The following is a 13,753-nucleotide window of genomic DNA, read 5'->3' on the forward strand; positions in this document are numbered from 1 at the left end:
CAAAAATTAACTTTCAATCACTGAAAACCTTCGTCCGCCAAGTAACCATCCGCCGCTTCACGCGTAGGAAAAATGGCCTCCAAATGATCATCTGAATAAATCGCCCACATCTTATTCTCATAGCGTAAAATGACAACCGTCCGGTACGCATCACGAAACGCTTCTTCGTAACCCTCTTCAAACTCGTCCCCATCCGTACTTAAAAATGCGATAGAACCAGATACTAACTCTCTAATCTCACTTTCAGTCGCTTCACGAATATTCACAAAGCCATTCTTATCTGCCTCATCCAAATAAGGCGCATAAACAAACGCATTCCCATTCGGATGTAAATGATTCACAGCTATTCTTTTTTCACGTACACTTTCAGGGAAATGATAATTAATCCGTCCCATCGAAACGGGGTGCGCCGCGAGTTCTGTATATTCATCGATAATTTTCTTCTTTTCTTCAAAGGAAAGCATTCCTTCGTCACATCCTTTTCTCATTTTGCTTCACTGCTCCATTATACACTAAAATCCCCCGCGAAAGGCGAAAAATAAAAACAACTACTCCTCATCGCTATTCGTTATTCTCATTATCAACCAGCAAAATGACAAAAAGAAATGACCATCCAACTTTGACGAGTTAGGCCATTTCTTTTCATGTACTAATGCTTATGTCACCAATCGCAGTTGACGCATGACTGCTTAATTCCTTTTCACTATTCCAAATCTAATCAGTTTCGGCAACCACGTTCTTAAATCCTGAAAAACAAAGCCAGCCTTTTTTGCCTTCGTGTTATCCAAATAATACGTTTTTTCGATGCCGAACGGAGAATCGTCATTGTCGTCCGTATTTTCTTCCACCAGCGCCTCTTTTCCCGCCGCCGTTTCAATCAACGCCATGAGTTCTTCTAACCTGTACACGGAATCACTCGCCGCGTTCACCGGTCCGACCAAATCCGACCTCGTACCGACCCAATTCAGAAAATCCGCCGCCTCATCCGAAGAAATAAAACCAATTTCCGCATCCTGATTTGGCATACCAATCTCCTCACCCGCCAGCACATGATCGATATGAAACTCTAAGCGCCCCGTATAATCATCCTCACCCAGCACAATCGGAAAGCGCACCGCCACAACAGGAAAATCCGCCTTTTGAAAATAAACAGCCTCTGCCAAACGCTTCCCTTCTCCATAATCAAAATCCTCACGCGTTCCAGTCACAATCTCATAATGAAATGGATCAAAATCAGCCTCTGCCAATGCCCGATCTCGCATCCGATACACCGAAAGCGATGACGTATACACATATTTCCCGACCTTATCACGGAAAGCCGCGACGGTATTCAACGCATCTTGTGGCGAAAAACAAATATTATCATAGATAACATCCCATTTTTCCTGCGCCAAACAAAACAGATTTTCTCGTGATTCTCGTTTCATTACCACGCGCTTCACGGTATCGCCAAAATCATCTGCCGTTTTACCACGCGTCGCAATCGTCACATCATGCCCGTCACGTACCAACCTCTCCACCAATTTCTTTCCAAAAAATCGCGTTCCACCAAAAACTAGAATTTTCAAACCAAACACTCCCTTATTCGATCATGTATCCCTGACCTTTTTTAGTCGTAATAAAGTCTGCCAAACCGATTTCCGTCAGTTTTTTACGAATTCGAACCACGTTCACCGTGAGCGTATTATCATCCACAAAACTCTCATCTTCCCAAAGCACGCGCATAATCTCGTCGCGACTCACAATCCGACCTTTTTGCTTCAACAATTCATACAAAATCAAAAACTCATTTTTCGTCAGATCTATTTTTTCATCCAAATAGGTGAGTGTATTCGTATCAATGTGCAAAAAAACATTCTTATGCTCCATCACATTCGGCTCCTCGAGATCCGCATACGAATATGTACGACGAATCAGCGCATTAATCCGTGCCATTAACACATCGAGATCCACCGGTTTTTCAATATAATAATCCGCACCCATATTCATCCCCATAATCTGATCCATACGTGAATCCCGCGACGACAAGAAAATAATCGGTACATTCGAAACCTCACGAATCTGATTACACCAATAAAACCCATCGAAATACGGCAAGTTCACATCCAAAATGACCAACTGTGGTTCCGCCTCTAAGAACTCATTTAAAATATTGTTATAGTCAGCCACTACCTTGACCTCAAAACCCCATTTTGATAAATGTTTTTGAATTGTATCACGAATGACGATATCATCTTCTACTATATATACCTTTACCATCTCCATACCTCCTTGCCTCATCCCCATTGTACAGAAAATGACGCCTCCATTCAATCGTTAGTCCTCGTTCGTCACCATCTTTGTATAGGTAGACACACAAACCAAATAATAAACAATGAAAAATAGCGTGTAAACTGTCGTACTAATCATCACCGGCACGCCTACACTATACATCAAGTTCACCGTTAGCCCAATCATTGCCGCAATGCTATGAGAAATCCCTAAAATAAGTGGAATCAAAAACACAGGTAATACTTGTTTGGCAACGACGCGGCGTACTTCCTTCTCGCTCATCCCCATTTTCTGCAACACAGCAAAGCGCGGTTTCTCGTCCACCGCCTCCGTGATCTGCTTGAAATAAATAATACTTCCTGTCGCCGCAAAAAACACGATGCCCATAAACATACCAATATAAAGCAACACACCAAAAAGCGTGCTAAGCATGTGATAGTTGGAATAAAAACTCGACATGTTCTTGTTCCACCAATAATTTGACCCTCCGACCACATTTTTGATTTTTTGATCAAGCGCCTCCGCCTTATCCTCATTCGTTATCTGAAAAATATCAATATGATTCGGCATCGTTTTTTGTGCTACTTCCTTATAAAGCGCATCATTAACAACAAGCACCGACGAGACCATATCCGTATTAAAAATGGTATGATCATACACATCCATAATTTTCACCTTGTAATGTCTCGAATTATTCTTAAAAGCGAGCTTATACGGTCCCTTCATCCACGCATACTTTCGGTTACTATTTTCAAAGGCATCCGTGGGGGATATGAAAATCGCCTGATCCCTGTCCAACTTCTTTATTTGCTTCCAATTATCACCCAGCTTTTGCGCCAAGCGATTATAATCCGACATCGAAATCACCGAGAAACGAGCCATCCCTTGCTCCAAATACGAATTGCTCTCATCTACTTCGTCGATCACTTCTGCCGTATATACATCAGCCTCTTCATGGTAAATCAGCGCATTCGTCTTGCTATCACGAATCGCCGCATAAATCTCATTTCGCTCCGTCTGCGTACTCCAACTCGTCTGATAACTATTCGGATTCGAACTCTCCGCAAACGAAATAATGTTTGTATAAAAAGAACTAAGCGTCCCGATAATCGTCAATGTCGTCGCGCTTAACACAGCAATCATCGTCAATGTCCCCGCCGTCTTCTTCATACGATAACGCAACCACGTCACCGTCAAAATATTCGTACCACGATAGAAAAACGACTTGCGCAAAAACAGTTTATAAACAACATACGGAAACAGGAATCGCAGTAACAACCATGTCCCTAAAATCACACCAAACAACACAAACAACATCGACCAAAAAAAAGTATTACTCGACCAAAACATTGAATTTTCGACCGATCTAGTCGCTAAAAAATAACAAAATCCAATTAAAAGCACTCCGATAATTGATAACGTAAGCGAACCCTTCGCTGGATTCTTCTCCCGTACATCTGCTTTAAACAACTCAATCATATTATGCCGATACACGATCCAATAGCTATTTGCCGATGTCACGATCAAAATAATCCCAAAAACGAAAATCGTCGAACCAATCGCTGACCATGAAAAGGTAAAGCCACTTGGAATCGATAAGTCCATAATTCGAAACAGCAACATCGAAAAGAACTTCGAAAAAAAGATACCAATCAGAATTCCCGAAACCACGGCCATCACATGCATCATCAAATTCTCATAAAAAATAATGCGTCCAATCTGCCCCTTGCGCAAACCGAGCAACGAATAGAGCCCCAGCTCTCGCTTCCTACTTCGCGTAAAATAATTGCTCGAATAAAAAAACAAAAAAGGCTACAAATAAAATAATCACAATCGAAGCCGCTAAAAAGACACCTTGCGCACCAAGTTCCCATTTCTTAAAGATGGTTCCAATACTCTTATTATAAGCCAGTGATACGAACGTAAAATAAATCAACACACTCAAAATCAGCGATCCTAAATACATCGAAAACTGGCCAAAATTTTTGCGAACATTTGTAAAAGCAATTTTAAATAGAGTCATTCATTCCACCACCAAGCATTGCTAGCACATCTAAAATCTTCTGAAAAAACTGTTTTCTAGTCGCCGTCCCGCGATATATTTCCGTAAACAACTCCCCATCCTTGATAAATAAAATCCGCTCACAAAAACTCGCCGCAAAAGCGTCATGCGTTACCATCATAATCGTCGCATTCCGTGCCTCGCGCGCTTGAACCAAGCTCTCCAACAGGTTCGTCGCCGCTTTCGAATCAAGCGCCCCCGTCGGCTCATCTGCGAAAATCAATGCCGGATTGGTAACCATTGCCCGACTCACCGCCGTGCGTTGCTTCTGGCCGCCCGATATCTGACTTGGGTATTTATCTGCAAGCTCTAGAATCCCAAACTGCCGCATAACCTCCCCCACACGAGCCTCCACATCCGCCGTTTTCACCTTAGAAAGCGATAATGGCAATGCGATGTTATCCTTAATCGTCATCGTATCCAATAAATTATAATCCTGAAAAATAAAGCCTAACTTATCCCGCCTGAAAACCGCCATCTCCTTCGCTCGCATATCTTCAAATGGTTTCCCATCGATCTCAATGCTTCCCGACGTTGCCTTATCAATCGTCGAAAGTACATTCAATAATGTGGATTTCCCAGCACCACTCGGCCCCATTACACCAACAAATTCACCCTTATGTACCTCTAAACTCACACTATTTAGCGCAGGAAACAGCGTACTTTTCGAGCCATAAACTTTTCTCACATTCTTTGCCTTTAAAATAACACTCATCTATCCATTCCTCCGCTCCAAAACACTCTACTGCATCCATTGTACACTAAAAGCCTGCGCCTGCCCACCTGACCTTGAGACCTAGAAAAACAAAAAGGAGACCCGTTGCATTTTCTTAACAGTTCAAAAACCATCAAAAAAATGCAACGCGTCCCACTTATGCATTACTATTTTATTTTCACATCAAGCGTTACCTTCACATTATCACGAGTCGCCTTCGAATACGGACACATTTCGTGCGCTAATGCTACTATTTTTTCCGCTTCATCACGGCCGACATCAGCAACCTCTGCCAAAATGGCAATGCTAAGCTTGTAGCCGCCAAGCGCATCATCCTCATTCATAGAAACTGCAACCGTAATCGCAGCCTTCGCATCCGACTTCTCTTTGCGTGCCACCGATTGAAACGCGCTACCAAAACAGCCCGCATAGCCGAGCGCAAACAATTCTTCTGGATTTGTACCACTGCCACCTTCACCGTTAAAAGACTTCGGTCGACTCAGCTTAAACGATAAATCACTATCATTAGAACTCACCGTTCCAGTCCGACCACCAACGCCCGTTGCACTCGTCGTAAAAAATGTTTTTCCCACAGAAATAACCTCCTTAAAAAGATTTTTTCTAGTTCGCTATCCTTCTTTTATTCCCTTAAAGAGTAGTTAAAAACATTAATCTCCGGTCTGATAACGCTCCATACATTCTGCCATCAGCTCTTCCAAATCAGCCAGCGGTAAATTGACATCCGCCGCCACGATGTCCCACGCCATTTCGCGCTGATCCTTAATCTTTGTATACACCAACATCCGACCTTGTGAAAAAAGCTTGAAAGAAGGTTCCGTAATTTTCACTTCTACAATATTATCCCAAGTTTGGAAGTCCCCCCGATAAGCGATCCCCTCCGCGGAAAGTTCCAATGTTGGCGACAAATTAAGCAAGCGGAATAATGGCCGGATCACAACAAATCCAATAAAAATCAATAAAATCAGTTTTTCCGTCCCATTAACCGCTTTAATATGATCAAACATAACATAAAGCAATATCCCAATTGCAATCCAAAGCAAACTACTCGAAATCACGAGCGTCGGATTCACTTTAAACTGCGCCTTTTCACCATTTTCAATCTTTTCTGCAAAATTTTCTGTCACTATAAAAACCTCATTTAAATTTAGACTTACCTTTATTGTACCTTGAATAAAAGCAGAAAGATAGGTCATTCTCGACAATATATTATTTTTCAAGGTACAATGAAACAAATGAAAGGTGGTTCAACAATGACTAATGAAATGAAAAACGGCAGAACTTCATTTTTTGATGGTGGCTTATTACAATTTATCGGTTGGAGTATTTTAGGAATTCTTGTGACCGTATTAACAGCAGGCATTTGTTATCCGTGGGCGCTGACAATGATTTATGGTTGGAAAATAAACCATACCGTGATTGAAGGCCGTCGCATGCAATTCCATGGATCCGCATTTGGCCTATTCGGAAATTGGATTAAATGGCTACTACTGATTATCATTACGCTTGGTATCTATTCCTTCTGGGTGTTTATTAAACTAGAAGATTGGAAAGCACGAAATACAACATTTGCAAGCTAATTAAAAATAGGAAGCCCATCTCTAGTTGGATAACAAAGAGACAGGGCTTCTTAAACCTCGACTGTTTCTCGTAAACGAATAAGGCTCGTTGATTTTTTAAGCCTGCCTATTTACTGAGCAATTGCTATGCTACATTTGGCACCTTTTACACCAAAAATCTGGTAACACCGATATATAGGTCTTCTCAAACGTCATCAAATCATATAACATTTTGTCATAATACCCGAATTCATCCTCGCGTCCCCGCAAATCATTCATCGCTTTCATCCGACCCAGTGCATCATGCGCCATATCCCGTAGCTCCGGAATAATATACCCCGTAATCTTTATCTGTCCAAATGCTGTTGCCAAAACGACTTGATCCGACAACCAGACAGCCTCCTCACTATCCGCCACAAGCTTCGCCAGCGAGACCTCATCCATATCTTTCGGTGGAAAATACGTCATGTCCCACTGCTCCTCCACGATATGTCGAGGAAAATTAGACAAACTAATCCCTTCTACTGCCTTGTCTTGAAAAAACGCCTCCAAAGCCGCGAGTGTATCCGCACCTTCCTCACTTCCAAATGGAGCTTCCTCATCCGAACAATCCAAATAAAAATCCGATTTAAAATGTGACACAAAATGTGGGTGACTCGTCTTACGATCCGGTCCAACTTCTTGATTATCAAAATACATGTCAATAGCCATTCGTTTATCTCCTTTTCTTTAAATTTGTGATTGTATGCACAAATCTATTCTACCAAACCTCACTTGAAAACAAAAGCTCTTTCCCGATTGAAAAAAACTGCCCAGTGTTGTAAGATGAAAGCAGCTTTCGAATGAAGAAAAGAGGGATTGTCATGGTCAAGCTGTTGCTTATCGTTCCATTTATATTTATATTGGCCGGAATGCCTTTCGCAAATCGTATTCATCCAATGGTACTCGGCATGCCATTCAATTTATTCTGGGTTGCTGCGGGCATCTTACTCTCCACTTGCATCCTAGCCATTGTTTACCATTTCGATAAGCAAAATAAGGAGGAAAAACAATGACCGCACTCATCATCTTAACCGCCTTTTTCCTGCTGACGTTAGCTATCGGAATTCGCGCCCGTCAAAAGCAAAAAAATGAACCTTGAGAACTGGGCAGTCGGTGGACGAAGTTTCAATACCGTTTTCGTATTCTTGCTCACAGCAGGCGAAGTCTACACCACCTTCTCCTTTCTCGGCGGAAGCGGTTGGGCCTACTCCAAAGGAATATCCGCCGTCTACGTCATGGTCTATATCGCGTTATCCTACGTTACATCCTATTTCCTATTGCCACTCATCTGGAAGTACGCGCACGAACATCGTCTCGTTTCCCAATCTGACTTTTTCGCTAAAAAGTACGATAGTAACTTGCTCGGTGTTGTGGTGGCTCTCGTTGGTGTGATCGCGATTATTCCAATCGTTGTCATCCAATTAAAAGGACTCGGCATCATCGTTTCACTTACATCTTACGGCGCGATCCCGATGAAAGTTGCCGTCGTGGTTGGCACCATCGCTATCATTATTTATTCCGTTATTTCTGGGATTCGCGGCATTGCATGGATTGCCGTTCTAAAAGATTTCATGATTCTCGCGGTCATCGTCTTTATGGGAATCTACCTACCCATTCATTATTATGGCGGCATCGGGCAGATGTTCGAACAAATCGCCGCGGTAAAACCAGAGCTACTCACATTTCCACACACGACATACACCGTTACCTGGTTCATCTCCACCGTCCTATTTTACGTGTTGGGCTTCTACATGTGGCCGCAAGTTTTCGCCTCGACATTCACCGCGAAAAACGCCAAGACCTTCCGTAAAAACGCGATTATTAGCCCTATTTACACGTTGATGCTCCTATTCGTGATTTTTATTGGACTTGCCGCTGTTTTACAAATTCCAGGCTTAGAAGGCGACGCAAGCGATCTCGCGCTTTTGCAACTCGCAATGAAGACGTTTGATCCATGGTTCGTTGGCATTATTGGCGCAGCAGGAATGCTAACTGCCCTTGTTCCCGGCTCGATGCTCCTCATGAGCGCAGCCACACTGCTGACGAAAAACATTATTTACAGCTATAAGCCAGACACCCCAGAACAAAAAATTGCGAATCTTTCTAAGTTTTTCGTCCCAATCCTCGCGATTATTTCCTGCTTGTTCGTTTTTCAAGGCGGAAATGCACTCGCAGCGATTTTACAAGTCGGCTATAGCTTGATCGTTCAACTATGCCCATCCCTATTTGCCAGCTTGATGAAGCGCAACCCTGTCACAAAACAAGGCGCGCTGGCTGGTATCGTTGTCGGTATATTAATCACGATTTTCATCAGTAACTATAGTATGACACTCGCAACGCTACTACCCGGCGTTCCAACTGCAATTAGCGATATCAATATCGGCTTCTTACCATTAATCGCAAATATAATCGTGACATTCATCATCAGTTTCATCACACGCAAAAAAACTCAGGCGGCCTAAAAAAGGCGTCTGAGTTTTTATTTTCAATCCATATCAATCGTCGTTTTTCTTCTTGTCAAGCGTAGGATCACATAATATACAACCCCGACTGCAAGCCATGAAATCCCAATAATCTTCGCCAAATTATCTAAATTAATCATCACGTACAGAATAATCAAGAATCCAATCACTGGTACGACAAGATGTAGCAAATAATTTTTCGATTTCATTTTAATGATGTAATGGTAAACGACCGAAACGTGTATGACTAGGAACGCCGTTAACGCACCGCAATTTACGATCGATGACAAAATCCCGATATCGTTCACGAACACAAGCCCTACAACAAGCGATACAAAGCCAACCATGAGCGTGCTCAAATACGGTGTCTGAAAGCGCGGATGGACTTTTGCAAGGAACTGCGGTAAGTTTTGATCACGGGCCATCCCGAACAGAATTCGTGAAATAGCCGCTTGAGCTGCGAGCGCATTGGCAAATCCCCACGAAAGAATCGTCGCGATGATCGTTATATTTTTCAAGAACGGACCACCAGCTTCACCTGCAATTTGATAAAAAGCTGTATCGATATTGTCAAAGTTTAGATAATCCGGATGAATCAACGCGGCAATATACGTTTGAATAATGAACAAGAAACCGACCAGCATCAGCGCCCATAAAATCGCTTTGCCGACCGTTTTATTTCCACCTTTCGTCTCCTCGGCCAGCGTACTAATGCCATCAAATCCTAGGAAACTAAGCACCGCCACCGAAACCGCCGTCATCACGAATGGTAAATTGAAATCGACCGCATTATAAATCGGTTTGATCGTCACGCCATCACCAACGCCATTGGAAATCGCAACGACACCAACTGCAATAAAAATCGCCAACACGATCAATTCACCGACAAGGAAGATGATATTCGCGCGCGCCGTAAAGGCAATACCTCGAATGTTAATCCAACTGTTCACGAGAATGAAAATAACGAGCCAAATCCAAACTGGCACATCAGGAACAATCGCTTTTAACGAGTTTGCTGACACAACATAAAGCAAAGCGGGCACAAAGACATAGTCTAACAAAATCATCCAACCAGCTAAAAATCCGACTGTTTTGTTAATTCCGCGCTGGGCATAAGCATATACCGATCCTGCGATTGGAAACGCCCGTGACATCGATCCGTAACTCAGCGCCGTAAACAGCATCGCGACCATACCAATCATATATGTGAGTACGATCATTCCCTTCGATGCTGTTACCACTTCCCCGTAAATCCCAAACGGAGCAATCGGAACCATAAATATAAGTCCGTAAATGACTAAATCCTTCAGTGTTAATGTTCTCTTTAATTCTTGTTTGTAGCCAAATGACTCCAAACTCCCTTTTTCTGGTTGACCCATGTTAATTCAGCTCCTCTGTGCTCCATTTTGTAAGGTATGTGAGTGGTAATTCCATCCGTGCCGTTTTATTTGGATCAACAATTTGGCACACCCGTAAATCACCTGTTAGCGACAATAAATGAATCGCCTCACCTTTTGTCAAATCCGTATAGCGCTCCACAAAATGAACCATTTGCTTCGTTGCCATAACGCTTGCTGTATCTAACGTTTTTGCAGATGCAATCGTACTTAACTTCCCATCACGAACTAAAAACGGCGTTGGCCAATCTTTATTTTTGAAAACGTTAATCGTAACGGTGATATCACATGGCACTTCCGCTCCACAAACCGAGACTTCCCCGTCGCCCATTGCAGCGTGACAATCCCCCATCGCAAGTAAGGCTCCAGCTACGTTCACCGGTAGAAACAATGTCGTTCCCTCCCCTATTTCCTTGCAGTCCATGTTTCCACCATGAGCATCGGGCGTTCCACACGAAACCGGCTCGCCTGCTGGCGCTGTACCAATCACACCAATCATCTTATTCAGTGGCAAATCAATTTTTTCTGAAAATTTAATCGCTCCGTTTTTGATAGGAAGACGACGAATTGTATTTTCTGTTAGCTCATCACCCATCACGCCAGCATCAGGACCTGTGAATAATGTCGCTGTATCCCCAATATCCAATTTCTCAATCGTGACCGCTAAAATATCACCAACCTCAGCGCCCTCCACAAAAACAGGCCCAGTCGCCGGATTAATCCGATTCCAGTCCAGCTTCTCAAAAGCACCAGCTTCATCTGTGATCTGATCCTCAAAACAATCATACGCCTCAAAAATAAGCCGATCTCCGTCTTTTGCAGTTGCCACTGGTTTATTCCTTTTATCCATGGCATAAATCGGCGCGCCTTTTTTTATAATATGTACCATTTTGCCTCACCCTTTCTTTTTGGATGCATTTATCTTATAGCTAAACGGCGCATTTGTCAATGTAGATTTTTGACAATTTAGAATCCTAAAAAAACACCATACATACTCGTATGGCATCTCGTCCTTCTATTTTTTTGAAAAGTACTCGCTGATTTTATAATTCACTCGCGCGTCTCCAGTTGTTGCCGTATAAATTGCAGCAATAAACACCGTGATCATTTCAAAAGCAACAAGAATAAGCGTTGCCTGTACACCTATTCCCAACCAGAAAATCGACCAGTATATCCGCAATAACAACACCAAGATGGTAATCCAATTTCGTCCTTTATTTTTCGGTATAAAATCAAAAACATGCGAAATAAGCGCTACGAGCACGAACCAAAAAAGCTGGCTAATCGTGATCACAAAATCCATCCCTTTACGCGTTTAATCGTTGTTCTAGCTTCCCTCTATAGTCATTTATCCTATCTAACGCTGTCACAAATTCAAAATCGCTCATATTATAGTTTGTGACAAAGTTCCCGTTCCATTCACGAATCATCAGTGAAGATCGAACAGCATCATCAATCGCATCTTTATTCGTTGTCCCACTATAGAACACCCAATGCGTTGCTGTTGAAGGGTTCTCTAGCTTTTGTGCAAGATCACTTTGAACAGTAGACACAATCGTCTCCAAAAGCGCTTCATCTAAGTCACCTTCCACATAACCATACCAAACCGTGCGATAGAACTCGGATTCATGTTCGTGCGTTTCATCAAATAGCTTTTTCATATCATAACTCCTCCTTTGCGTGTGACCGCACTTCTAAACGAACGATCCCCTATATTATAGCATGTTTCTAATGCCAGTTGTATCAATCTCCAGACCTTGCAAAGAAAAGAAGGAGACAAATTCTAAATCCGATATTGTCCCCCACTCCCCTAGGAATCGTGTCTGACATGCTGCAAATTAGGATTTGCTAGTTGTAGTACCGTCACACACTCCACATGCGTCGTGTGAGGGAACATATCTACCGGTTGTACCACTTTTGCCTCATATCCGCCCTCGGTTAACACGAACATATCTCGTGCCAATGTGGATGGGTTGCAGGACACATACACGACACGCTCAGGCTTCATTTTCAAGATCGTCTGGAGCAGCGCCTCATCGCAACCTTTACGCGGTGGGTCAACAACAAGCACGTCAGCCTTCACGCCGTCTTTAAACCATGCTGGAATAACCTCTTCCGCCTTCCCAACCTCAAACGTCACATTATCCATCTCGTTCAATTTAGCATTCGCTCGTGCATCTTCAATTGCTTGCGGCACAATCTCAACTCCGTACACATGCTTCGCTTCTTTCGCCAAACAAAGCGAGATTGATCCAATGCCGCAATAGGCATCAATAACCGTCTCCCTGCCTGTCAGCCCCGCCAATTTCAACGCTTCGGCATATAAGATTTCCGTCTGCACGGGATTCACTTGATAAAAAGACCTCGCGGAAATCGCAAAAGAAATACCGTGAATCGTATCCATAATGTATTCGCGGCCAGCAAGAACCAGCGTCCGATCACCAAATATAACATTCGTATTCGCCGCATTCACATTCTGAACTAGCGATGTTAAGCCTGGAATCGCGTGCTGCAACTCCGCAACAATCTGTTCCTTATTTGGAAAATTCGGCTTCGTTGTAACGATGACCAGCATCAATTCCTCCGTCGTCGTCGCAAATCGCGTCATCAGATGCCGTAACACACCTTTTCTGGTTGTTTCATCGTACGGCTCCATATGATACTTCGCAAAAATCGCGCGCGCTAGCTGAATCGCTTCATCATTTTGTTCCTGTTGAATCAGACACGTATCCATATCAATAATCTGATGCGATCGTTGTTGATAGAAGCCAGCGACTAGCTTTCCATTGACAAACCCGACTGGCACTTGTGCCTTATTTCGGTATCGCCAAGGCTCCGCCATTCCAAGTGTCGGCAATACCTCTACATCCTGCTTCCCAATCCGCTTCATCACTTGCGCCACCTGTTTTTGCTTCATGCGCAATTGCCCATCATAGCTCAAATGCTGCAACTGACAACCGCCACACTGTGCATAAACAACGCAAGGCGGCGTCACCCGATCCACACTTTCCTTCGTCAACTCGATAATTTTGCCAAATCCGTAGTTCTTATTCGTTTTAATAACCTTAATCCGCGCCATCTCTTCTGGCAAACCTTGTGGCACGAAAATCGGATAGCCATTTATTTTAGCGACGGCATTGCCATCATGCGTTAAATCCTCAAAAACTACATCCATGCACTCATTCTTACTCACTGGAGCCCCCATTAATAGCCCTCCCTCTCTTTTC

At 43.1% G+C, this 13,753-nt stretch carries 16 protein-coding genes and 1 pseudogene; 3 read left to right on the top strand and 14 right to left on the bottom strand.

The window, feature by feature from the left end:
* Window positions 1–17 precede the first annotated feature (17 nt).
* The 8 genes from PGRAN_RS07935 to PGRAN_RS07965 form a co-directional block, all read right to left on the bottom strand.
* On the bottom strand, window positions 18–488 hold the full coding sequence (locus tag PGRAN_RS07935; RefSeq protein WP_241433315.1) for a hypothetical protein: 471 nt from the start codon (window positions 486–488) through the stop codon (window positions 18–20).
* 201 nt (window positions 489–689) lie between these two features.
* Entirely contained in the window at window positions 690–1,568 is an 879-nt protein-coding gene (locus tag PGRAN_RS07940; RefSeq protein WP_036066328.1) for an NAD-dependent epimerase/dehydratase family protein, read from the bottom strand.
* 13 nt (window positions 1,569–1,581) lie between these two features.
* Window positions 1,582–2,259, bottom strand: coding sequence for a response regulator transcription factor (locus tag PGRAN_RS07945; protein WP_036066329.1), 678 nt, complete (start codon window positions 2,257–2,259; stop codon window positions 1,582–1,584).
* Between the two features lie 57 nt (window positions 2,260–2,316).
* Window positions 2,317–4,077: an FtsX-like permease family protein gene (locus PGRAN_RS07950; protein WP_077914632.1), complete on the bottom strand. Its 1,761-nt coding sequence runs from the start codon at window positions 4,075–4,077 to the stop codon at window positions 2,317–2,319.
* Entirely contained in the window at window positions 4,040–4,294 is a 255-nt protein-coding gene (locus PGRAN_RS16275) for a hypothetical protein (RefSeq protein WP_051998509.1), read from the bottom strand. Before PGRAN_RS16275 ends, PGRAN_RS07950 begins: the two co-directional genes overlap by 38 nt.
* Window positions 4,281–5,048 (bottom strand): ABC transporter ATP-binding protein, encoded by a 768-nt coding sequence (locus PGRAN_RS07955; protein ID WP_036066330.1) that lies wholly within the window; start codon window positions 5,046–5,048, stop codon window positions 4,281–4,283. Before PGRAN_RS07955 ends, PGRAN_RS16275 begins: the two co-directional genes overlap by 14 nt.
* Window positions 5,049–5,215: 167 nt before the next feature.
* On the bottom strand, window positions 5,216–5,641 hold the full coding sequence (locus PGRAN_RS07960) for an Ohr family peroxiredoxin (RefSeq protein ID WP_036066332.1): 426 nt from the start codon (window positions 5,639–5,641) through the stop codon (window positions 5,216–5,218).
* A gap of 75 nt (window positions 5,642–5,716) precedes the next feature.
* Window positions 5,717–6,193 (bottom strand): hypothetical protein, encoded by a 477-nt coding sequence (locus PGRAN_RS07965; protein WP_036066333.1) that lies wholly within the window; start codon window positions 6,191–6,193, stop codon window positions 5,717–5,719.
* 126 nt (window positions 6,194–6,319) lie between these two features.
* Here PGRAN_RS07965 and PGRAN_RS07970 point away from each other — a divergent pair, with 126 nt between their 5' ends.
* Entirely contained in the window at window positions 6,320–6,646 is a 327-nt protein-coding gene (locus PGRAN_RS07970; protein WP_036066335.1) for a DUF898 family protein, read from the top strand.
* 129 nt (window positions 6,647–6,775) lie between these two features.
* On the opposite strand, the gene PGRAN_RS07975 is transcribed toward PGRAN_RS07970, so the two are convergent.
* Window positions 6,776–7,336, bottom strand: a complete 561-nt coding sequence (locus PGRAN_RS07975) for a hypothetical protein (RefSeq protein WP_036066337.1) — start codon at window positions 7,334–7,336, stop codon at window positions 6,776–6,778.
* 131 nt (window positions 7,337–7,467) lie between these two features.
* Between PGRAN_RS07975 and PGRAN_RS07980 the strand changes: the two genes are divergently transcribed.
* Both PGRAN_RS07980 and PGRAN_RS07985 read left to right on the top strand, forming a co-directional pair.
* The gene (locus PGRAN_RS07980; protein WP_221644848.1) at window positions 7,468–7,680 is read left to right on the top strand and encodes a DUF3311 domain-containing protein; all 213 of its coding nucleotides are present in this window, start codon (window positions 7,468–7,470) and stop codon (window positions 7,678–7,680) included.
* A pseudogene (locus tag PGRAN_RS07985) lies at window positions 7,677–9,129 on the top strand (sodium:solute symporter family protein). Before PGRAN_RS07980 ends, PGRAN_RS07985 begins: the two are co-directional and overlap by 4 nt.
* A gap of 23 nt (window positions 9,130–9,152) precedes the next feature.
* On the opposite strand, the gene PGRAN_RS07990 reads toward PGRAN_RS07985, so the two are convergent.
* From PGRAN_RS07990 to rlmD, 5 genes are all read right to left on the bottom strand, one after another.
* Window positions 9,153–10,508, bottom strand: coding sequence for an APC family permease (locus PGRAN_RS07990; protein WP_036066339.1), 1,356 nt, complete (start codon window positions 10,506–10,508; stop codon window positions 9,153–9,155).
* A gap of 1 nt (window position 10,509) precedes the next feature.
* The gene (locus tag PGRAN_RS07995) at window positions 10,510–11,415 is read right to left on the bottom strand and encodes an acetamidase/formamidase family protein (protein ID WP_036066340.1); all 906 of its coding nucleotides are present in this window, start codon (window positions 11,413–11,415) and stop codon (window positions 10,510–10,512) included.
* Window positions 11,416–11,541: 126 nt separating this feature from the next.
* The gene (locus PGRAN_RS08000; protein ID WP_036066342.1) at window positions 11,542–11,829 is read right to left on the bottom strand and encodes a hypothetical protein; all 288 of its coding nucleotides are present in this window, start codon (window positions 11,827–11,829) and stop codon (window positions 11,542–11,544) included.
* A 4-nt stretch (window positions 11,830–11,833) separates the two neighbouring features.
* Window positions 11,834–12,187, bottom strand: a complete 354-nt coding sequence (locus tag PGRAN_RS08005; RefSeq protein ID WP_036066343.1) for a hypothetical protein — start codon at window positions 12,185–12,187, stop codon at window positions 11,834–11,836.
* A gap of 149 nt (window positions 12,188–12,336) precedes the next feature.
* Window positions 12,337–13,731: a 23S rRNA (uracil(1939)-C(5))-methyltransferase RlmD gene (gene rlmD / locus PGRAN_RS08010; RefSeq protein WP_051998510.1), complete on the bottom strand. Its 1,395-nt coding sequence runs from the start codon at window positions 13,729–13,731 to the stop codon at window positions 12,337–12,339.
* Window positions 13,732–13,753 lie beyond the last annotated feature (22 nt).

This window comes from Listeria grandensis FSL F6-0971, from assembly GCF_000525835.1.
Classification (GTDB): domain Bacteria; phylum Bacillota; class Bacilli; order Lactobacillales; family Listeriaceae; genus Listeria_A; species Listeria_A grandensis.